Origin of the sequence: Pedobacter namyangjuensis (assembly GCF_003313325.1) — a bacterium.
GTDB lineage: Bacteria > Bacteroidota > Bacteroidia > Sphingobacteriales > Sphingobacteriaceae > Pedobacter > Pedobacter namyangjuensis.
The window spans coordinates 569,757-591,649 of the sequence record NZ_QMHQ01000002.1 but is presented as its reverse complement, the minus strand read 5'-3'; the positions used below and the strand labels follow the sequence as shown (position 1 = coordinate 591,649).

Below are 21,893 nucleotides of genomic sequence, written 5' to 3'. Positions count from 1 at the left end.
TGTAGTTTTGGACGGTGGGCTTGAATCGGTTTGCAGAAAAGAGACGCTTAAGAATTTAACAAGGTTTTTAGTATCTGAGGAAATTAAAATTTTTAAAGGTCGACTGCAATTACGGAAAATAAACAATGCCATCGAAATCATAGTTAAGGGTAAGCCGATTGCTATAATTTCTTCTGCTAGTTTAGAAAGAATATTAAATAATTTACAATAATTTTAGCCCTGTAGCATCAAAATCGACAGGGTTTTTATTTAAAAATTGTATTTTTATAGCCTCATGAAAGCAATAAAAGAAACCAATTTTAATTTCCCAAAGCAAAGCAATTTTTACAAAGGTAAGGTTCGCGATGTGTATACAATTGACGATCAGTTAATGGCAATGGTGGTAACAGATAGAATCTCTGCATTTGATGTTGTTTTACCAGAAGCTATTCCATTTAAAGGACAAGTTTTAAATCAAATTGCAGCTAAATTTTTGGCAGCAACTAAAGATATTGTACCTAATTGGGTTTTGGCTACGCCAGATGAGATGGTTACTGTTGGTAGGATTTGTGAACCATTTAAAGTAGAGATGGTAATTAGAGGTTACCTTGCCGGGCATGCTTCGAGGGAGTATAGCTTGGGCAAACGTAGTGTTTGTGGGGTTGCTTTACCAGAAGGATTAAAGGAAAACGATAAATTGCCAACGCCAATTATTACGCCGACAACTAAAGCGGCGGTTGGCCATGATGAAGACATTTCTAAAGAAGACATTTTGGCTAAAGGAATTGTTTCTTTGGTTGATTATGAAAAATTGGAAGCTTATACGCAGGCATTATACAAACGCGGTACTGAAATGGCCGCAGAGCGAGGTTTGATTTTGGTAGATACGAAATATGAATTTGGTAAAGTTGGAGAAGATATTTATCTAATCGACGAAATTCATACACCAGATTCTTCTAGATATTTTTACGCAGAAGGCTACCAAGCAAGACAGGATGCCGGAGAACCTCAAAAACAACTGTCGAAGGAGTTTGTGCGTAAATGGTTAATCGAAAATGGATTTCAAGGTAAGGATGGTCAGGTTGTGCCAGAAATGACAGCAGAAATTGTAGATTCAATTTCTGAACGTTACATAGAACTATATGAGCAAATTACGGGCGAAAAATTTGTTAAAAACCCAGCAGAAAGTATTGCAGATAGGATAGAAAACAATGTTTTAAAAGCTATTGACCAATTATTGTCGAAGTAAATAGCTACTTTAGTAATTATATAAAAATAAAATTTATGAAGTTTTCTACAGATAAGCACGAAAAATATGTTGTTTTAAAGTTAGATGAACCTAGGTTTACCAACGATAATACACCGGCATTAAAATCGGAATTTATCTTGTTAAATACCGAGGGCTACCGCAACATTGTATTAGATTTATCGGAAGTTGAAGAGTGTAATGATTCTCAAGATTTAAGTTGCCTTTTAGTAGGTGACAGATTATGCAAAAGTGCCGGTGGAATTTTTGTGGTATGCTGTGTAAAAAACGCTATAGCAAGCATCATAAAAATGTCTAACCTTCATCAATCGGTTACTTTCGTAAATAAGCTAGATGAGGCAACGGATTTAATCTTTATGGAAGAAATAGAGAAAGAGTTACGTGGCGGTGTAGATAAAGGTTAATTTAATGACGTTTGAAGTTACTATTTTAGGGAGTAGTTCTGCTACCCCAATGTTTAACAGAAATCCTACGGCGCAACTTTTAAATTGTAACGAAAAATTTTATTTAATTGATTGCGCAGAAGGAACGCAACAACAACTTCTAAAATTTGGGCTTAAGGCGTCTAAAATAGATTATATATTTATTAGTCATTTGCATGGCGACCATTATTTTGGTTTGATCGGCTTGCTATCAAGTATGCACCTTAACGGTCGAATAAAGCCTTTGTATATTTATGCACCAGAGGCGATTAAGGAGATATTAGAATTACAGTTTAAATATTCTGATACTACGTTAAAGTACGAGTTGATTTATTTTGCAACCGATGCAACGAAATCTGAAGTTATTTTAGAAAATAATGATTTAAAGGTCGAAACCATCGTTTTAAACCACCGTATTCCTTGTACAGGTTTTAAGTTTACGGAAAAAAAGCGCTTGCGCAAATTGTTAATTGATAAACTGGAACAGGATAAAATTCCTGTTGAGTTATATCCGCTATTAAAACGAGGAGTAGACTTAGATTTGCCAGATGGAACCGTTATTAAAAACACGGATTATACGACAGATTCTGCTAAACCTAAAGCTTATGCTTATTGCTCTGATACTTTGTACGACGAGCGGTATTTCGATACGATTAAAGGTTGCGATACACTTTATCACGAAGCAACTTTCTTGCACGATATGTTAGATAGAGCTAAAGAAACACATCATACAACTGCGCTACAAGCTGCACAAGTTGCAGAAATAGTAGGGGCGAAGAAATTGTTGATTGGCCATTTTTCGTCACGCTACAAAACGTTGGGCGAATTGCTAGAAGAAGCTAAATCTAAGTTTTCGGCTACCGAACTTGCAATAGAAGGAAATACCTATCAGCTTTAAAAAAAATAATTCAGTCATAAAAAAACCGATTAGAAATTCTAATCGGTTTTTTTATGTCGTCTAATAGACCGCTTATTTATCTTTTTTGTTTCCTCCACCAAATACAGAGAAGTGTACGTAACGCTTCGGATTAGCTTTTAAATCTATCATTAACGCATCTAGATTTTTAGAAGCATTAGATAGGTTGTTGTAAAGTTCTTCATCATTAAGAAGCTTTCCTAAAGAACCTTTTCCAGCTTTTAAGTCAGCCATACTAGCTTGCAAATCAGACATAGCTGCATTTGCTTTATCTATAGTTTCTTTAAAGTTTATCGCGGCAACTTTATCAGACACGGTGTTTAGGTTGGTTAAAACTGCATCAATCTTAGCGCCGTTACTTTTAAAGTTTGCAGTAATTGCTTCTACGTTAGATAAAATTCCAGACAATTTAGCACTTTCTGATCCTACTAAAGCATCAACCTTTTTAGAAGTTGATTCTAATGAACCTAAAGTTGCAGCAATACTTGTAAAACTTTTATCAACGCTTTTCTGAAAGTTAGGATTCAAAATAGAGTTTACACTCGTTAAAATCGAATCCATTTTGGTGATAATCAGCTCTGCTTTTTTCTGAACCGGTTGCACAGACTCCATTAAGCTCTTTTCTACGTTTGCATTTAATACGTAGCCATCTTCAGCTATTTCAGTACTGTTACCTAAAACCATTACAATTGCCTTACCGCCTAATAAATCGGTGCTTTCTAAACGAGCTATGGTGTTTTTTGGAATAGCATATTCTGATTTTATTTTTACGGTAACCATAATGGTGCCATCAGGTTGTAATTCTAACTTATCAACTCTACCAATTTGAAAACCGTTAACTAATACAGGTTTTGATACGGTAAGACCATCAACCTGAGTGTATTTAGCATATAAAACTGTTTCGCTAGAAAAAATTGAATTACCTTTCAAAAAATTATATCCAATAATTAATAAGGCAATTGCTGCAGCCGCTAATACGCCTACTTTAGTTTCGTTTTTTATTTTCACGTAGTTTGTTGTTTGTTAATTCTCAATTTCTTTTTTGTACTGTTTTACTGCATCAACAATTGCTGTTACAATTTCGTCCTGGCCCGCGGCCGAGTTGATATATTCTTCTTCGCTAGGGTTAGAAATGAAACCGATTTCTGTAAGCACCGAAGGCATTGCAGCACGTTGCAAAATCAATAATCCTTGTTCTTTAACACCTCTGTTAACCCTTTTGTTTACGTCGGTATAGTTTTTTTGGATCATTTTAGCCAACGATAAGCTTTTTGTACGATAAAGCGAACGGTACAAAGATAACATAATTAATTCCTCAGGATCAGTTGGGTCGTAAGTACCTTTCTTTTTATAGTCTTTGTCTTGTAAAATTTCTTCATTTTCACGCAAACCAGCATCCATCTCGTTGATGCGTCTGTACGCACCAACAAAAGTTTCTGTGCCACTGGTTGTACTGTTTTTAACGTATTTGTATTGCGCAACTTTTTTGCCTTTTACTGTTTTGTATCCAGTAAGTACTCTTTTATCAGGCATGGAATTACAGTGTATGGAAATAAACAAATCCGCTTTTGCCTCATTCGCAATTTCCGCTCTGCGGTACCAATCTACATCAACATCTGTTTTGCGGGTTTGTATTATTTTAATGTTTGGCAGCTCTTCTTCAAACTTTTTGCCCAGCCTTAACGCTACTTGTAAGGCTACATTTTTCTCTAAAGAAAACGAACCTGCAGCGCCAGATCTAAAGCCACCATGGCCAGCATCTATTACAATGGTTTTAATTTTATAGCCTTGGGCAATTACATTACTTGAACTTAGAGAGATGATTAAAATAGATAAGAAAAGTAGTGTTTTTGTAAATCGCATTTTTGTGTGTTTGCTGCAAATTTATAATAATAATATTAAATTAGATTTCTACGCTTTGTTTATAACTCTGTATCGCCTTTAAGATACATTGCGTAATCTCTATTTGCCCATCTTCAGAGTTCATGTAATCTTCTTCTGCCGGATTGCTTAAAAAGCCAATTTCGGTTAAAATTGCTGGCATACTTGCACGAGCCAATACCGCTAGGCTTTTTTCTTGCACGCCACGGTTTACGCGACCAACTTTTACATATTCGTCTTGAACAAGTTTGGCAAGTTTTAAACTTTGGGTTCTAAAAGTATTTTTCATTAATGATAAAATAATTGCGCTCTCTGCATCATCTTTACCAAAACCATCGTAGTTTTCCTTGTAGTTATCTTCCAGAAATATCGATGCATTTTCTCTTTTGATGTACTCGTCTTGCTCATCTAAACGGCCACTACCCGATACAAAGGTTTCTACACCTCTGGTAGAAGTACTTTTTGCATACCGAGTTTTGTAAATAGGAACTTTTTTGCCTTTTTTATTCTTCGTATATCCGCTAATATATTTTGTAGGATAAACGGGCATGTCGTTGCAGTGGATAGAAATAAACAAATCTGCTTTTGCATTATTAGCAATTGCAATGCGCTCGTATAAGGGAACAAACGTGTCATCATTACGTGTGTAAATAACCTTAACGTCTTTCATGCTTTCTTCAATAAGCTTGCCTAAACGCAATGCTGTTCTGAGCGCAACTTCTTTTTCGGTAGAGTAGGCACCTCTAGTTGTGCCGTCTTTGCCACCATGACCTGCATCTATTACAATTGTTTTAATTTTGTATTCTTGCGCAACTAACTGATTTACTGATAGTAATGTTATTAGTGCAGAAATAAATAACATCAAAATACTATTTGACCTAAGCAATGGTATATTTTTCATTAATTTTGAACGTTTTGGGATAAACATTATTGCAAAAATAACATTCACACACGAAATTGAAACTTTTACGGGATATCATTTTTTTATTTTGCGCTCTTTTACTAACATCTGTTGGTAATAAAGTAAGTGCATCTTCTAATTTCGCCTTTCAGCAAACGAAGCCACAGCAAGATACGGTTAAGAGAGATACGACGCGTAAAATGAGAAAAGCTGGTGGCTTAAATGATAAGATGGAATATGCTTATGATGATTCTACCAGAGTTGATAGAAAAAATGGCATTCTTTATCTGTACGGAAACGCAAGGGTAATTTACGAAGGATTTGAATTAGATGCTGACTACATTAGGTACGACTCAAAAAATAACTTGATTTTTGCCAAAGGTTCTAAAGACGAAAAAGGAAAGTATGTTGGTCGTCCGATTTTTAAAATGGGCGCAGAAGGTTCATCAATGGCCGATTCCTTAACGTATAATACAAATACTAGTCAAGGTGTGGTTTTTAATGTGCAAACTGAACAAGAAGGTGGTTTCTTCTCTGGTGGAAAAACAAAGGTACAACCAGATAACGAGTTTCACGTATCGGGTACCACTTACAGTACCTGTAATTTGCCACATCCGCATAACCACTATGGTATTCACATCACTAAAGGTATTGCAACTGAAAACCAAATTATTACTGGGCCGGTTTACATGGAGTTTGAACAAGTTCCCTTGCCGATAGCCATTCCGTTTGCTTTTTTTCCCAAGCCTAATAAAAAATCGTCTGGTATTATTTTGCCAACGCCACAAGAAGATCAAACAAAAGGTTTCGCATTATTAAATGGAGGATATTACTTAGCGCTTAACGATTATTGGGACGCAAAAATGTTAGGGAACATTTTTACCAATGGTTCTTATGATTTGAGTTTGGCCACAAATTATTTAAAACGCTATAAGTTTGGTGGCAACTTTAATTTAGCTTATTCTAACACCAGAAACGGTTTGGAAGGTACACCAGAATTCGAACCGCAGAAAACCTTTAACATTGCCTGGTCGCACAGCCAAAACCCATTAGCCAGACCAGGAACAACCTTTAGCGCCTCAGTAAATGCAGGTACTAGTAGTTATTACAGAGTAACAGGCGCAAGAGCAACCAATGATTTTGATCAAATTGCCCGTAACACCATGAGTTCTAGTATTTCTTATGGTAAAGTTTTCGGTGATGGATTATTCAATTTTACATCCGCCTTAACGCACTCGCAAGAAACGCAGAACAAAACCATTAGTTTAACCTTGCCACAAGTGAGTTTAAATATGTCGACCATTAGTCCTTTCGATCCAAAAGACAGGGTGGGCGAGCAAAAATGGTATCAAAAGCTAACCATGGGCTATAGTATGGAGGCGAGTAACCGAGTAAACACCACAGAGGATCAGCTTTTTGATAAAAATGGATTAAACCGTTTTGTAAACGGTATGCAACATAATATACCAATCAGTTTGCCTTTTAACGTACTGCAATATTTAAATTTTAATGCCACCGCAAACTATTCGGAAAAATGGTACCTGCAAACCATTAATAAAAGAGCATTATTAGAAGATAATGGTTCTTATACTACTGCAATTGATACTGTAAATGGTTTTAAACGTGTAGGCGAATATAATTTAAGTATGGGTATGTCAACCAAATTGTATGCAAAAAAAGAATTTGCAAAACCCATTGGTAACATAAAAGCCATTAGGCACGTTTTAACGCCAAATATTAGTTTTAACTATCGCCCAGATTTTTCTCAAAGAAGTTATTACAAAGATCTACAATATTATACCAACGACTTAAGACCAGGGCAATCTGTACCAACGGAGTTTAACGGTTCTGGTTATGTTGTAAACAGTTTCACCGGCCAGCGTGAGCGATATTCTATTTTTGAAGGATCTCTATTCGGCGGCCCAGGTGCTGGAAGGCAGGCTGCTATTGGTTTTTCGGTAGATAATAATGTGGAGTTAAAAGTTCTTTCTAAAAAAGATACCACAGGAACTGGAGAGAAGAAAATTCCGATCATTCAAGGTTTAACTTTTTCTAGTTCGTATAATTTTGCTGCCATTGATAATAAAAAACTTGCGCCAATTAATTTCTCTGGACGTTCTCAGTTTACAGATAAATTAGGATTTAACTTCAGCGGATTGTTTAACCCTTACACAGTTGAATTAGTTGAAAATAAAAATAGTTTGGGGCAAGTTATCTCAACCCAATATCAAGAAACAGATCGCTTGGTTTTTAGGGATGGAAGATTGCCTCGTTTAACTTCATTTACTTTTTCTACCGACTATAGTTTGAATCCAGAGGCTTTAAAAAGCCGAAATGAGAATATGGATGTGTTGAAAGGTCAAAACCAAAATCAAAATATTGCTGGTAGAACGCAAGAGCAAATTGATGCATTAAATGCAGTAAGTCGAGATCCTAATGCCTTCGTAGATTTTAACATCCCTTGGAATATTTCTTTATCTTATAGTTTTAGCTACAATAATGCTTTAGGCAGAAGAGAAACCAGATCTATAAGTAATAGTTTAAACTTTAATGGCGATTTTAATTTAACGCCAAAATGGAAAGTTCAATTTAACTCTGGCTACGATTTTACCAGAAATCAGATTTCGCCGACATCATTTGCAATTTACAGAGATTTACACTGTTGGGATTTAAGTGCAAATTGGGTTCCGTTCGGCGCTTACCAAAGTTACTCAATCGATATAAAAGTAAAAGCTTCTGTATTACAAGATCTTAAATTGAGTAAGCGTAAAGGTTTTTACACGAGATACTAAAACACATTTTTATGTTTGCTGAAATCATCACCATTGGAGACGAAATTTTAATCGGACAGATTATAGATACAAATTCGGCCTGGATGGCCAAAGAACTGAATAAAATTGGTGTCCAAGTAAAGCAAATTACATCGGTTTCTGATGGTGCCGAGCATATTGTAAATGCCTTAATCGAGGCTAAAACAAGAGCTGATATTATTCTTATTACCGGAGGTTTAGGCCCAACAAAAGACGACATCACAAAACTTACTTTGGCCAAATATTTTAACATGCCTTTAAGGTCGGATGAAGCAACTTTAAAACATGTAGAATCTTTTTTCGCTCGTTTAAACCGCCCAATGTTAGACGTAAATATTAGACAAGCAGATGTTCCCGATGGATGTACGGTTATCCAAAATAAAAATGGTACAGCACCTTGCATGTGGTTTGATGTAGAAGGTAAGATATTTGTGTCTATGCCTGGCGTTCCATTTGAAATGATGTATTTAATGGAAGAAGAGATTTTACCAAGAATTACTGCAAGTTTTAAATTACCGTTTATAGTACACAAAACAATTCTAACAGTTGGTTTAGGCGAATCTTTTTTAGCAAAAGAAATTGAAGATATTGAAGACGCTTTGCCGAACCATATCAAGTTAGCTTATTTGCCACGACTTGGACAGCTTAGGCTGCGATTAAGTGCTGTTGGTAATAATGAAGCTATTTTAAAAGAGGAGATAGACGTAGAAGCACAAAAAATTATTGAGCGAATTAGACCGAATGTTGCAGCAGAGGAAGATTTGGCTTTGGAAAAGGCAATTTTAGATTTGATGCAAGCGAATAACCTCATGCTCTCTACTGCAGAAAGTTGTACCGGAGGTTATATATCTCATTTAATTACGCAGCATGCAGGTTCGTCTGCAGTTTTTGCCGGTGGAGCAGTTACGTATTCTTACGAGATGAAGGAATCTGTTTTGGGTGTTAAGCATGAAACTTTGACAACATTTGGTGCAGTGAGTGAAGAAACAGTTAGAGAAATGGCGCAAGGAGCTATAAATCATTTTAAAACAGATTATGCAATTGCTGTGAGTGGTATTGCGGGGCCAGACGGAGGTCTGCCTGGAAAACCCGTAGGTACGGTTTGGATTGCTGTTGCTTCTAAAAATACTGTGGTTAGTAAATTATTCACCTTTGGTAATAAAAGAATACAGAATATAGAACGTTCTGCTACAGCTGCTTTAGGCTTGTTACTCAATCTGTTAAAACAAGATTTAAAATAAATAGTTAAAAAGGTGTACTTTTGCGCCACGTTACCAATTATAAACACAGCTTTAATATATGGCACAATACGAATTATTGTTACCAAAAATGGGAGAAAGCGTTGCCGAAGCAACCATTATTAAATGGAGCAAGCAGCCGGGAGATACTATTCAGTTAGATGATACTATCTTAGAAATTGCCACAGATAAAGTAGATTCTGAGGTTCCGTCGCCTGTTGCAGGGAAGCTTATTAAACAACTTTTTGCTGCCGATGATGTAGTTCAAGTTGGAGCGGTAATTGCCATTATAGAAACTGATGCTAATGCAGAAAACGTTGAAGTTGCTGTAGAAGAATCAAAACCTGAGCCTGAAAAAGTTGAGCCCACAGCAGAAACTATTCCTGGAATTAGCCAACTGCCAGTACAGAATACCAACACTAATGCACCAGATTTTAAAAATACAGATCGTTTTTACTCGCCGTTGGTAAAAAGCATAGCTGCAGAAGAAAATATTTCTATAGAAGAACTTGCGGGGATTAAAGGAACAGGAGCTGAAGGTCGTGTAACCAAAGACGATCTTTTAAATTATATTCAAAATACTAAAGGCGGTGTAAGCGAGAAAAAAGTTGAAGTTGTACTGCAAGCCCCGCCACCTTTGCCACAACAAGAGAAATCTAAGCCAGCTCCAGCACCAAGTTTAAGTGGTGGTGATGAGATTATAGAAATGGACAGAATGCGTAAACTGATTGCCGAGCACATGGTAATGAGCAAGCATACTTCGCCTCACGTAACTTCTTTTGTAGAAGCTGACGTTACCAATATGGTGATGTGGAGAGACAAAGTGAAAAAATCTTTTGAGCAACGTGAGAATGAGAAAATTACTTTTACCCCAATTTTTATTGAGGCGGTAAGCAGAGCGATAAAAGATTTTCCGATGATTAACGTAACCGTTAACGGAACGCAAATTATTAAAAAGCGTGACATTAATATTGGGATGGCAGCGGCTTTACCAAGTGGAAACCTAATTGTTCCGGTAATTAAAAATGCAGATCAGCTTAACTTAGTTGGCTTAACAAAAGCAGTTAATGATTTAGCTTCTCGTGCTAGAAACTCTAAATTAAAACCAGACGAAACCCAAAATGGAACGTTCACTTTAACAAACGTAGGCTCTTTTGGTAATGTTATGGGTACTCCGATTATCAACCAGCCACAAGTTGCTATTTTAGCTGTAGGCGCTATTAAAAAGAAACCAGCAGTATTAGAAACTGAATTTGGTGATGTAATTGCTATTCGCCATATGATGTTTTTATCACTTTCTTATGACCATAGGGTAGTAGATGGTGCATTGGGGGGTTCATTTGTTCGCCGTGTGGCAGATTATTTGGAGAATTGGGATATTAACAGAGAGATTTCTTAAGATTCCGTCATTGCGACGAAGGACGCAATCTCATTTAAAAATTACAATTTTTATCAGGTTTGTGGCATACCGCAGACCTTTTTTTTTGAAAACGCCAATTGTTAAAAGTTATAGAAGATGTCATTTGAGCTTTCTTTATTGCTGTGAAAACGGGAATCGTAATGCAACAATTAACCAATTTAATCTTTGTTTAGCATTAAGATTGCCAATCGAATGGGCAATGAAGAATCAACTAAATTGAAAATAAGATTTTTTAAAAGCAAAAGCCTCGAAATCCATCGAGGCTTTTTGCAATCAAAACAAAAACAAAAAAATATTCTAGTTCGCAAAAACGCCTTCTTCGGCAATTGCTGCTATATCTTGTTGACTATAAGTTAACTTGCCGGTTTGTGCAATAAATACATCTTTATTTAAAAGTAGTTCTCGGTTTGCAATTAAATTTTTAAGACTAATGCTACCGATAACATATTTGTAGTCATTGCGAGAGAAACGCTCAGAAATATTTTCGATCTCCAACTTTTCTACAGTATATTCATGCACATAACGCAAGTACACTTCAATGCTAACTTTATCTGTATGTATTAAACCATTTTGTTGATGGTATTTTTTGTACTCGTAGCGGTAATCATACCTTAATGCCGCGATATCAGACAGAACAGCAGCGCCTGTAGGGTGGCCTCCTGCACCTTTTCCAAAGAAAAACTGTTTGTCGGCAAATGCAGCCTGAACAGTTACGCCATTATATTCGTTTTCTACATTGTAAAGGAAATCGTCGGCCTTTACAAATTTTGGCAAAACAAAAGTAACCACTTGTTTAGTGCTAATTTTTCTAGCAGTAGGTACTAATTTGATCTTAAAATTCTTCTCTCTAGCATATTGTATATCGGCTTCCGAAATGTTTTGTATACCAACGTTTAGGATTTTATCCGGATTTATAAATAAACCGTAAGCATGGGCTGTAGCTATAGTTAACTTGAATTTTGGATCGTAGCCGCCAACATCTAATATTGGATTTGTTTCGGCAAAACCTAAATCTTGAGCTTGCTTTAAAGCGGTATCATAAGCTAAACCTTCGTTAAAAATTTTAGACAAAATGTAATTCGACGAACCATTAAAAATTCCACTTATACCATGTAAAAGTTCATTGTCATAATATTCTTCCAAGTTTCTGATAATTGGAATACTTCCGCAAACCGCACCTTCGTAAAGCAATGATGTGCCGTGTTTTGCCTGCAGTTCAACTAACTCTGCCAAATGTGTAGCAATCATTTTCTTATTTGCAGAAACAACATTTTTTCCGCTTTGCAAAGCAGCTTTAGTGATATTAAATGCCGCATCCGCATCGTCAATTAATTCAACTATGGTATTTATTTCTGGATTGCTTAAAATTTCATTATGATCGGTTGTAAAAAGATGCGCATCTAAAGTCCTCTTTTTATCAGGGTTTTTAATTGCTATTTTAACAATTTCTAAATTTAGGTTCTGACCACGGATAATGTCATGCAAGCCTTGTCCCACAACGCCGAAGCCAAATAATCCGATTTTTAGTTTCTTACTCATTTTTTGTTGTTTATCGTTGTTCGCTTGTCGTTGTTAGTTTGAAACGCTACACGACTAACGAAAAACGTTTTATGCAGTTCTACTTAATTTTATAATTTTTTTGTTTGCACTCTCTTTTAAAAAGTTGCCTATGATATTGGTTAATTTATCGGTTTCAATTAAAAAACCATCATGTCCATAAGCGCAATTTATACTTGCAAATGTGGCATCGGTAATGTGTTTTGCCAGAAACTGCTGTTCGTTTATTGGAAATAAAACATCGTTTTCAATTCCGACCACCAAGGTATTTGCTTTCAATTTTGATAATGCATCTGTTATGCTTTTTCTACCCCGTCCTACATTATGGCTATCCATCGCTTTGCTTAAATACCAATAGCTATAGGCGTTAAAGCGTTTGCAAAGTTTTTCGCCTTGGTAGTTTTGATACGATGCAGCTCTATAATCGCCGGTTTTATCATTAATACTTTCCAATTGGGTATCATTATATGCTTGATAAGTTCTGTACGATAACAAAGCTATACTTCTAGCCACTTTTAAACCTTTTAAACCACCTGCTGGTTGGTTAGCGTAAAAAGTTCTGTCGGTACTAATTGCTAGGCGCTGGCTTTCGTTAAAAGCAATTCCCCAAGGAGAGTGGACCGCATTTGTAGCCACCAATATTAAGTTTTCAATTGTATTTGTGCCGGCTAATGACCATTCTAATACTTGCTGACCACCTAACGAACCGCCAATTAAGGTTTTAATTTGAGTTATGCCCAAGTGGGTTGCAAGCAAATGATGCGCTGCTGCTAAATCTCTAATCGTAAATTCTGGAAATGATAAATAATACGGCTGTTTTGTAATTGGATTTTCACTTAACGGATTTGTTGTGCCGTAGTTTGAGCCAATAATATTAGCGCAAATTATAAAATGATCCTTTGGATTGAACAAAGCATTTTCGCCAAATAAACCTTTCCACCAGTCTAACACATCTGCATTTGCCGTTAAAGCATGGCATGCCCAAACTACATTATCTTTATTGGCGTTTAATTTGCCGTAAGTTTGGTAGGCGATTTCCAGATTTCGTAGTTTTTTTCCACTCTCAAGCTTAAATATTTTTGGATATTTATAAACTTCAGATGCGGTGTTAAAATTTTCGGTATTTATATTTTTAGACATTTTTTTAGACTGTAGGTTGTAATGAATCGGTTGTAGTTTGACTTTCAATTAAAGCAAGCGATTGCTCGAAATCGGCTTTGATATCGTCAATATGCTCTATGCCGACAGAAACACGTAATTGATTTGGTGAAACACCAGCAAGTATTTGTTCAGCCTCGCTTAATTGCTGATGCGTGGTTGCAGATGGCTGAATGATTAACGTTTTTGCATCCCCAACATTTGCTAAATGGCTTACCAATTTTAAATTATCTACAAATGAAATCGCATTTTCTTTGCTTCCTTTTAGTTCGAAAGATAAAACTCCGCCAAAACCATTTCTTAAGTATTTTTTCGCATTAGCGTGATAAGGGCTACTTTCTAATCCTGGGTAGTTTACACTAGCAACAGCTGGGTGTTTTTCTAACCAAGTTGCTAGCGCCAATGCATTTTCTACATGGCGTTGCACGCGAAGCGATAAAGTCTCTAAACCTTGGATCAGCTGAAAAGAGTTGAAAGGAGAGATGGCAGGACCGAAATCTCTTAAACCTTCTACTCGAGCACGAATAATAAATTGAATGTTGCCGAAAGGTCCTTCCTGACCAAAAACATCTCCAAAAACTAAACCATGGTAGCCTTCAGATGGTTCGCTAAATTGAGGAAATTTTCCGTTTGCCCAATTGTAATTGCCACCATCTACTATTACACCGCCAATGCTTGTTCCATGTCCGCCAATCCATTTTGTTGCAGAAGCTACAACAATATGCGCACCATGCTCTAAAGGTTTAAACAGATAGCCTCCAGCTCCAAAGGTATTATCAACAACTAACGGTAGCTCATGCTTCTTTGCTAAAGCAGCAATTTTCTCAAAATCAGGAACGCTAAATGCAGGGTTGCCAATGGTTTCTAAATAAATTGCTTTGGTTTTCTCATCTATTTGTTCTTCAAAATCTTCTACACTATCTATACTAGCAAATTTAACCGCTATGCCTAAACGTTTAAAAGCAACTTTAAACTGATTGTAGCTACCGCCGTAAAGGTGTTTAGAAGAAACAAAATTGTCTCCAGCTTGCAAAATATTGTTTAGGGCAATAAACTGCGCTGCCTGACCAGAACCAACGGCCAAAGCTGCCACACCGCCTTCAAGTGCTGCAATTCTTTTTTCGAAAACATCTGTTGTTGGGTTCATCAATCGGGTATAAATATTACCAAACTCTTTTAAGCCGAAAAGATTTGCGCCGTGCTCAGAGTTTTTAAAACCGTAAGAAGTTGTTTGGTAAATTGGTACTGCTCTAGATCCTGTTGTTGGGTCTATTTCTTGGCCAGCGTGTAATTGTAATGTTTCGAATTTATATGTAGTTGACATAATTTAAATGTTTATTTTTTCTTGTAATTAATTTGAACTTTAGCAGATTGCATAAAGTAGGGCGTATCCCGCTTCGCGGGACCTTCAGAATTGAAAAGAAAACAAAGCCGAAGTTTTTTGAATTAGTACATGCAAATGCACATACAATTGCTTGCCTGGATATTACAGCAGAAAATATTTACATTAAAAAATGCAGTTGAACTGTTAGGTTCTGAAAAGAAGTTATCGCTTTGCGAAATTGGATTTACTGTTTTCATCTACTTAATTTATATTTCCAAACAACACCATGTTGAGTGGTCAGGAATTGGCACCTTCTCCGTTTGGGAGGGTTGCCAGTGGGTCAAAGAGCCTGTCTCTCGCCACTTCTTTATAAATCAAATCCTAATTAGGTTTGATTTTTACTTCGCTTTCGCCAAATAATATTTCAAATGTCAGAATTAAATTTCAATTAACAAAATTTTATTTTGAAAATTATAAAAATTATAATTTAGCCCTAATTTATTCTAATAATATGCAACTAGACTACATTAAGTGCTTGATCTATATCTGCAATTAGATCATCAATATGTTCTAAACCTACAGAAATTCTAATCAAGTTTTGAGGTGTTTTGGTTTCGGGACCTTCTACAGACGCTCTATGTTCTATTAAACTTTCAACGCCGCCTAAGCTAGTTGCTTGAGCAAATATTTTGACGGTATTTACTACATTTCGGGCATTCTGAGCATCTCCCTTAACTAAAATAGAAAGCATTCCGCCAAAACCGCTCATCTGCTTTTTAACGATTTCATGTTGTGGATGGCTAGATAACCCAGGATAATACACTGCTTCAATTTTTGGGTGTTTTTCTAGATGTTGTGCTAATTTGCTGGCGTTTTCGCAGTGTCCTTTCATTCGGTACGCCAGTGTTTTTAAACTACGTAACAATAAAAAACAATCGAAAGGAGATGGAACGGCTCCGCCAATTTGTTGGATGTTTCGGATTTTTGCCCAAAAGTCATTTGTAGCAGCTGTTGTCAACGAACCGCCAAGTACGTCGCTATGCCCGCCGATATACTTTGTTGTGGAGTGCATTACAATGTCGGCTCCCAGCAAAATAGGATTTTGCAAAATCGGCGAAGCAAAAGTACTATCTACAGCGAAAATCAAATTGTTTTTTTTGCAGATTTTACCAAGTTCCGCAATATCAGTTATTTTTAAAAGTGGGTTAGAAGGTGTTTCAGCCCAGATCATTACCGTGTTCGGGTTAATGTAATTTTCAACTTTACTTAAATCTGTAAGGTCTATAAAATCTAATGTTAACGTATCTTCAAAAATACTTTGTAATTGCTTTTTAAAACCCCAGTACATATCATCTGGTGCAATAATATGGCTTCCGGGTTTTAGTGCCTGAAAAACAGCCATGCCAGCTGTATTGCCTGAGGAAAACGCACAAGTTTCTGCACCGTGTTCCAATACTGAGATCACTTTTTCTAATGCATCTCTATTTGGGTTGCTCACTCTACTATACATGTGTCCACCCGGATAACCTCCTGTTTCGTCTCTAAAAAACGTTGTCGAAAGACTTATTGGAATGGTTACATCGCCTGTGGCAGATTTTACTAAGTTTAACGTATGTATAGCAGCGGTTTCTGGTTTCATCTTTTTTTAGCTTAAAAACAAGGATTTAAAACAAAGCTAAATTAAAATCTTATGCAATTTTTACGTTTTGGCAAGATTTATGTAATTAGCCTATCAAAAAACAAGTATATGAAAAGAATATTTTTAATAGCAGCCCTATTTTGTACTTCGCTAATAGTGTTACAAAGCTGCTCGCCGAAAACAACTACTGGAACTGTTGCCGCTAAACGTGGTGATGTAAGTGGTAACTGGGTTTTAAACGACATTACTTTTGATGGAATTCCTGAAATTGCGGTGAAGTCATTTTTGGGCGAAAGTTCTTACAAATGTTTTGTAGGTAGTACATGGAGCTTAACAAACAGTGGTAACGGTAGCTACAGTTTACCAACAAGTACTACTTGTGCAGCTAAAACTCAAACTATATTTTGGTCGGTAAGCACAGCCGATGAAACCTTCCAATTCAAAAAACTTTACGAAGGCGATAAAGCTAAAAATGTAACTGATGGCTACCGTTTAATGTTGGCTAGCGCTGATAAAACTAATATGGTAATTAAATCGCCAATTGAATATGGTAACAGAACAGCTTATATCGTTTTAAACTTTACTGCGGCCGCGAAATAGATTTTTAAACAAAAAGTATTTGCCTAAAGCTCCAATTTATTGGAGCTTTTGTTTTTTAAGGCGATTTAATATCTTTTTGTAAAATTTCTAAATAACCCATTTTTACAAGAAAATGATGTTCAATAACCTCAATATCGTACTTTTGCCTAAATAACAAAACCGTATCGTTGTGCAAACATTAGATCTTCTACTAAATAATCCAAATCTTTCGGCACCCTTAAAAGCTATCGCACAGAAAGTTGCTGGCGGTAATCGCATCAGTTTTGACGAAGGCGTTTACCTTTACGAGCATGCAGAACTTGCTTATTTAGGTGTTTTGGCTAATTATATTCGCGAGAAAAAACATGGCGATAAAACTTACTTCAACAGAAATTTCCATTTAGAACCTACAAATCTTTGTGTTTACGACTGTAAGTTTTGTTCGTACTCTCGTTTAATTAAGCAGAAAGAAGAAGGTTGGGCATTAACTTTAGAGGAGATGCTAGATGTAGTTAAAAAATACGATGGTGAGCCAGTAACAGAAGTTCATATTGTCGGCGGTGTTTTGCCTCAATACGATGTAGCTTTTTACAGTGCTTTGTTTACTGCAATTAAACAACATCGCCCAGAGTTACATGTTAAGGCACTTACACCTGTTGAGTATCATTATATCTTTAAAAAAGCAAAGATTGATTATGCAACTGGGATGAAGCTAATGAAAGATGCTGGTTTGGAATCTATTCCGGGTGGTGGTGCAGAAATTTTCGATCCAGAAATTAGGGTACAAATTGCTAAGGATAAATGTACCGGCGAACAATGGTTAGCTATACATGAAGAATGGCACAAATTAGGTATGCGATCTAATGCAACTATGCTTTATGGTCACATAGAGTCGTTTAAACACAGGGTAGACCACATGGAGCAATTACGTCAATTGCAAGATAAAACTGGCGGTTTTCAAACCTTTATTCCTTTAAAATTTAGAAACCAACATAATCAAATGAGCAATGTTCCGGAGGTTTCGGTAATTGAAGATTTGAGAAATTACGCGATTGGACGTATTTACTTAGATAATTTCGATCATGTAAAGGCGTATTGGGCTATGATTAGTAGGGAGACGGCACAAATGTCTTTAAACTTTGGTGTTGATGATATTGACGGAACTTTAGACGATACTACTAAAATTTATTCTATGGCAGGTGCCGAAGAACAAAATCCGGCAATGAGTACAAAAGAATTAGTTGATTTGATTAAACAGGTTGGTCGTAAGCCAATTGAAAGAGATACATTATATAACGTGGTAACAGATTATAGCGAAGTTGTCTTCGAAGAAGATGTAAAACCATCATACTATAAATTACCAGTGGTAAATTCCTAAAATCCAAAAACGGGAAATTATTGTAAAACAACATTAAGCATTAACAATTAAAATTAGAAAGCCCTTTAGGGTTGGGGTATGAAAGAAATTTACATCATCCGCCACGGCGAAACAGAGTTAAACAGACAAGGTATTGTTCAAGGTAGAGGTGTAAATAGTGATTTAAATGATACTGGTAGGGCACAAGCTGCTGCTTTTTATAATCGTTATAAAAATATAAAATTTGATAAGATATATACTTCTGAATTAAAACGTACCCACCAAACTGTTAACAGTTTTATAGAACTAGGCTTGCCTTGGCAAAAATTAGCTGGTTTAGATGAGTTGGCATGGGGAATTTGGGAAGGTAAGCCCAATACCGAAGAGGCGAGAACCGCTTTTAGAGAAGTTACCGAAATGTGGCAGGGTGGAAACTACGAAGTTGGTTTTGAAGGTGGCGAAAGCCCAAATCAGGTTAAAGCCCGTTTGCTAGAAGCTTTAGAAGTAATTACAAATAATACCGATGAAGAACTTGTTTTGGTTTGTATGCATGGTAGGGCTATGCGTTTGTTGCTTTGCTTGCTATTAGAAAGACCAATGTCTGATATGGGTGATTTCCCTCACCAAAATACAACACTATACAGAATGAGCTATGAAAAAGGCAAGTTTAATGTGATAGATTTTAACAATACCGACCATTTAAAAGACTTGAAAGATACCAGTGAAGAAGATTAAAATTTCAGCAGTTTCTTATACAAATACCAAACCATTTATTTACGGAATTGAGCATAGCGATATTATTAATGAGGTAGATTTAAGCTTAGATATCCCTTCAGATTGTGCTAATAAGTTAATTGATAATAAGGTAGATATAGGTTTAATTCCTGTAGCCACAATTCCATTAGTTTCAAATGCAAATATCATTACCAATTATTGTATCGGGTCTATCGGTGCAGTAAATTCTGTTTTTATTTTTTCTAACGTACCTGTTAACGAAATCAAAACAGTTAAGCTCGACGCTCATTCTAGGACATCAAATAACCTAGCAAAGGTTTTGCTGAAGTTTCATTTTAAGGTTGATGTTGAATTTACCACAAACCTTGAAGCGGAAACTGATGCATTTGTTTTAATTGGCGACAGGACTTTCGGAAAAAAAGGTGATTTTAAATTTGCTTATGATATGGGCGAGGAGTGGATGAAGTTTACAGGTTTACCTTTTGTTTACGCTGCTTGGGTTGCTAATAAAACCATTCCCGAAGAATTTGTGAAAGATTTTGATAAGGCGTTAGCACAAGGTTTGGCAAATAGAGAATCTGTTTTAAAAGAATTGCCCGTTCTACCAAATTTCGATTTGAAAGATTATCTGTTCGATAAACTAAACTTCGATTTAACAGATGATAAACGTAAAGCACTTAATTTGTTTTTAGACTATATAAAGCAATTAGATTAAATTTTGAAGAAAAAATTTAAAAAGCATGTTAGAAGAGCGAAATATGTTTTTTACAGAGAAACACTTATCGACTTTAAAGAGCATTTCTTCACCTTTATTGGTGCTTTTTTAGGTATAGGCTTAATTGGATTATTAAACAGTAAGTATTTTACTGCAAATGATAATCTTTTCTTGATTGGCTCTTTCGGTGCTTCGGCGGTATTAATTTACGGAATTATAAATAGCCCGTTAGCGCAACCCAGAAACGTAATTGGCGGACATGTACTTTCTGCCCTAGTTGGTGTTACTATTCACAAACTTATTCCGGGAGAACTTTGGCTTAGCGCTGCTTTATCTGTAGCTATCGCGATAGTTTTAATGCAAATGACTAAAACGCTACATCCGCCTGGTGGAGCGACTGCGCTCATTGCTAACATTGGCTCACCGAAAATACACGAACTTGGCTATATTTATGTGTTAAGTCCCGTTTTTACAGGAGTGTTGATCTTGATTTTAGTGGCGATAGCTTGTAATAACGCTACCGCCAAAAGGAGTTATCCTAAAAATAAGGAATGGTATAAAATTTGGAAACCGAGATATCGTAAGCGAAAAAAAGACGCTTAGTGTTTAACTGCAGTTTTCTTTTTAGTAGTTTTTTCCTTAACCTCAGCAGTTGCAGATTCCTTTTTTGTGCTAGTCTTTTTTACAGCAGGCGCTTTAACAGCTTTTTCTTTTGTCTCAGCAGTAGCTGTTTCCTTTTTAGTAGCAACTTTTTTTACAGCCGTAGCCTTAACAGTTTTTTCTGCAACTTCTTTAATTGCTGATGCTTTTTTAATTGGCTCTTTTTTCTCTACAGGAGCTTTTACAACCTCATCAGCAACTTCAGTAGTTTTTTCAACCAAAGAAGCGTTTTCAGAAAGGTACTTAGCTAGTAATTGTTCTAAATATAATGCTGGTTTCGGCATGTTTACAACAGTGCCAGGTTCTTTATCTTGCGATTGTTTAACATAGGCACTTTTGATTTTACCCCATTCTTTAGAATAAAGTTTTATAAACATTTCTACAAACTGTTCGGTAGTGTAATTTTTGTTCAGTCTGCCTAAAACTGCTTGTATCTTTTCTTCTTTGCGATGTAAAATTGCCATTGTTGTAATTTATTTGTGCAAATATAGTTATATTAAAAGTATGTTAAGCTTATGTTTTAGTGTTATGAGCCGATTAGAAAAATTATTCGGCTCAATAAAGTAGTGTTTTTTGAGCCGATAATTATTTATGGATATTTTAAAATTAACTTATGGATCAAATAGGAATAAAATATTCTGTAGTTATTACTCCAGACGACAAAGGAACCTTATATGTAGATGGGTTGAAGGATGAACTTTTTTCTGAAATCGGATGGTATAATAGCAGAAGTTCAAAAGCTCATGTAACCATTTGCGAATTTTTCGCTAGCGAACAAAAGCTTAATGCTGTCGTTAGGAAATTAAAGGAAATAGCATGTTTCGAGAAACCGATTTATTTAAACTTTGAAGGTGTTGATTCGTATCCAAACGGTGCGGTGTTTATAAAACCAACTGAGGATACTAAAGCTCCTTTAAAAGAATTGATGGTTAGGGTTCAGAAACAATTAAATATCAAAACCTCCTACAAAAGTAAAGATCCGCATATATCCATCGGGAGGCAACTGAGAACTGAAAATGTTCAAATTGCTTCAAAAATGTTTGAAGATGCTAAGTTGAGCTTTAACTGTTCAAATATTTTTTTGAGGAAATTTATTGGGGAGAAACAATTCGAATTATTTTCAACCGACTTTCCGTTTTTAGGTTTGCCACCGAAACCTGATGCCCAAACGAGTTTGTTTTAGGTAACCTTGCGTATTGTTTTTTGTAGCGAAGAGAGTTTTTAAACCCGATGGAAATTACAGCTCCCGATTTTTAAATCGGGATTACAATGAACAGCGGGACAGACGATAAAATTTGAACTGTATTTGCTTTTCGAAAAGAAAAAAAAGATTAA

20 protein-coding genes and 1 riboswitch are annotated in these 21,893 nt (G+C 36.0%); of the genes, 12 read left to right on the top strand and 8 right to left on the bottom strand.

Going from position 1 to position 21,893, the window contains the following annotated elements:
• Positions 1-274 precede the first annotated feature (274 nt).
• From DUT69_RS09720 to DUT69_RS09710, 3 genes are read left to right on the top strand one after another with little or no spacing between them, the layout of a single operon-like run.
• On the top strand, positions 275-1,228 hold the full coding sequence (locus DUT69_RS09720; protein WP_113653031.1) for a phosphoribosylaminoimidazolesuccinocarboxamide synthase: 954 nt from the start codon (positions 275-277) through the stop codon (positions 1,226-1,228).
• Between the two features lie 35 nt (positions 1,229-1,263).
• The gene (locus DUT69_RS09715) at positions 1,264-1,650 is read left to right on the top strand and encodes an STAS domain-containing protein (protein WP_113653030.1); all 387 of its coding nucleotides are present in this window, start codon (positions 1,264-1,266) and stop codon (positions 1,648-1,650) included.
• 4 nt (positions 1,651-1,654) lie between these two features.
• Positions 1,655-2,566: a ribonuclease Z gene (locus DUT69_RS09710; RefSeq protein ID WP_113653029.1), complete on the top strand. Its 912-nt coding sequence runs from the start codon at positions 1,655-1,657 to the stop codon at positions 2,564-2,566.
• A 72-nt stretch (positions 2,567-2,638) separates the two neighbouring features.
• On the opposite strand, the gene DUT69_RS09705 is transcribed toward DUT69_RS09710, so the two are convergent.
• The 3 genes from DUT69_RS09705 to DUT69_RS09695 are packed head-to-tail and all read right to left on the bottom strand — an operon-like array spanning position 2,639 to position 5,366.
• Positions 2,639-3,592, bottom strand: a complete 954-nt coding sequence (locus DUT69_RS09705; RefSeq protein ID WP_113653028.1) for an MlaD family protein — start codon at positions 3,590-3,592, stop codon at positions 2,639-2,641.
• A gap of 15 nt (positions 3,593-3,607) precedes the next feature.
• Complete coding sequence (locus DUT69_RS09700) at positions 3,608-4,447, bottom strand: N-acetylmuramoyl-L-alanine amidase family protein (RefSeq protein WP_113653027.1); 840 nt, start codon at positions 4,445-4,447, stop codon at positions 3,608-3,610.
• A 40-nt stretch (positions 4,448-4,487) separates the two neighbouring features.
• Positions 4,488-5,366: an N-acetylmuramoyl-L-alanine amidase family protein gene (locus DUT69_RS09695; RefSeq protein WP_240186689.1), complete on the bottom strand. Its 879-nt coding sequence runs from the start codon at positions 5,364-5,366 to the stop codon at positions 4,488-4,490.
• A gap of 56 nt (positions 5,367-5,422) precedes the next feature.
• Between DUT69_RS09695 and DUT69_RS09690 the strand changes: the two genes are divergently transcribed.
• Genes DUT69_RS09690 through DUT69_RS09680 form a run of 3 tightly spaced genes read left to right on the top strand, consistent with a single transcriptional unit; the run spans position 5,423 to position 10,813 of the window.
• Positions 5,423-8,158 (top strand): putative LPS assembly protein LptD, encoded by a 2,736-nt coding sequence (locus DUT69_RS09690; protein ID WP_113653025.1) that lies wholly within the window; start codon positions 5,423-5,425, stop codon positions 8,156-8,158.
• Between the two features lie 11 nt (positions 8,159-8,169).
• Positions 8,170-9,417 carry a competence/damage-inducible protein A gene (locus tag DUT69_RS09685; RefSeq protein WP_113653024.1) on the top strand — a complete coding sequence of 416 codons (1,248 nt, stop codon included), beginning with the start codon at positions 8,170-8,172 and terminating at the stop codon, positions 9,415-9,417.
• 58 nt (positions 9,418-9,475) lie between these two features.
• Positions 9,476-10,813 carry a dihydrolipoamide acetyltransferase family protein gene (locus tag DUT69_RS09680; protein WP_113653023.1) on the top strand — a complete coding sequence of 446 codons (1,338 nt, stop codon included), beginning with the start codon at positions 9,476-9,478 and terminating at the stop codon, positions 10,811-10,813.
• Positions 10,814-11,131: 318 nt separating this feature from the next.
• Here DUT69_RS09680 and DUT69_RS09675 read toward each other — a convergent pair whose 3' ends face one another.
• The 4 genes from DUT69_RS09675 to DUT69_RS09660 all read right to left on the bottom strand — a co-directional run bounded on the left by DUT69_RS09675 (position 11,132) and on the right by DUT69_RS09660 (position 16,512).
• The gene (locus DUT69_RS09675) at positions 11,132-12,373 is read right to left on the bottom strand and encodes a homoserine dehydrogenase (protein ID WP_113653022.1); all 1,242 of its coding nucleotides are present in this window, start codon (positions 12,371-12,373) and stop codon (positions 11,132-11,134) included.
• Positions 12,374-12,442: 69 nt separating this feature from the next.
• Entirely contained in the window at positions 12,443-13,531 is a 1,089-nt protein-coding gene (locus tag DUT69_RS09670) for a homoserine O-acetyltransferase family protein (protein WP_113653021.1), read from the bottom strand.
• A 4-nt stretch (positions 13,532-13,535) separates the two neighbouring features.
• Complete coding sequence (locus tag DUT69_RS09665; RefSeq protein ID WP_113653020.1) at positions 13,536-14,873, bottom strand: O-acetylhomoserine aminocarboxypropyltransferase/cysteine synthase family protein; 1,338 nt, start codon at positions 14,871-14,873, stop codon at positions 13,536-13,538.
• 263 nt (positions 14,874-15,136) lie between these two features.
• A riboswitch (SAM riboswitch) is annotated at positions 15,137-15,249 on the bottom strand.
• Positions 15,250-15,390: 141 nt separating this feature from the next.
• A complete protein-coding gene (locus DUT69_RS09660) occupies positions 15,391-16,512 on the bottom strand; it encodes a trans-sulfuration enzyme family protein (RefSeq protein ID WP_113653019.1) in 1,122 nt (373 codons plus the stop codon).
• A 108-nt stretch (positions 16,513-16,620) separates the two neighbouring features.
• Between DUT69_RS09660 and DUT69_RS09655 the strand changes: the two genes are divergently transcribed.
• From DUT69_RS09655 to DUT69_RS09635, 5 genes are all read left to right on the top strand, one after another.
• Positions 16,621-17,112, top strand: a complete 492-nt coding sequence (locus DUT69_RS09655; protein WP_113653453.1) for a lipocalin family protein — start codon at positions 16,621-16,623, stop codon at positions 17,110-17,112.
• A gap of 169 nt (positions 17,113-17,281) precedes the next feature.
• Complete coding sequence (gene mqnE, locus DUT69_RS09650) at positions 17,282-18,469, top strand: aminofutalosine synthase MqnE (RefSeq protein WP_240186688.1); 1,188 nt, start codon at positions 17,282-17,284, stop codon at positions 18,467-18,469.
• 78 nt (positions 18,470-18,547) lie between these two features.
• Positions 18,548-19,183, top strand: a complete 636-nt coding sequence (locus DUT69_RS09645) for a histidine phosphatase family protein (RefSeq protein ID WP_113653017.1) — start codon at positions 18,548-18,550, stop codon at positions 19,181-19,183.
• A complete protein-coding gene (locus DUT69_RS09640) occupies positions 19,170-19,898 on the top strand; it encodes a menaquinone biosynthetic enzyme MqnA/MqnD family protein (protein ID WP_113653016.1) in 729 nt (242 codons plus the stop codon). Before DUT69_RS09645 ends, DUT69_RS09640 begins: the two co-directional genes overlap by 14 nt.
• 3 nt (positions 19,899-19,901) lie before the next feature.
• A complete protein-coding gene (locus DUT69_RS09635) occupies positions 19,902-20,501 on the top strand; it encodes an HPP family protein (protein WP_113653015.1) in 600 nt (199 codons plus the stop codon).
• Here DUT69_RS09635 and DUT69_RS19355 read toward each other — a convergent pair.
• Positions 20,498-21,022 carry a hypothetical protein gene (locus DUT69_RS19355; RefSeq protein WP_205314245.1) on the bottom strand — a complete coding sequence of 175 codons (525 nt, stop codon included), beginning with the start codon at positions 21,020-21,022 and terminating at the stop codon, positions 20,498-20,500. The two genes, DUT69_RS09635 and DUT69_RS19355, sit on opposite strands and share 4 nt — an antisense overlap.
• A 149-nt stretch (positions 21,023-21,171) precedes the next feature.
• On the opposite strand from DUT69_RS19355, the gene DUT69_RS09625 reads away from it, so the two are divergent.
• Positions 21,172-21,741, top strand: coding sequence for a 2'-5' RNA ligase family protein (locus DUT69_RS09625; protein WP_113653014.1), 570 nt, complete (start codon positions 21,172-21,174; stop codon positions 21,739-21,741).
• The last annotated feature ends 152 nt before the right edge of the window (positions 21,742-21,893 follow it).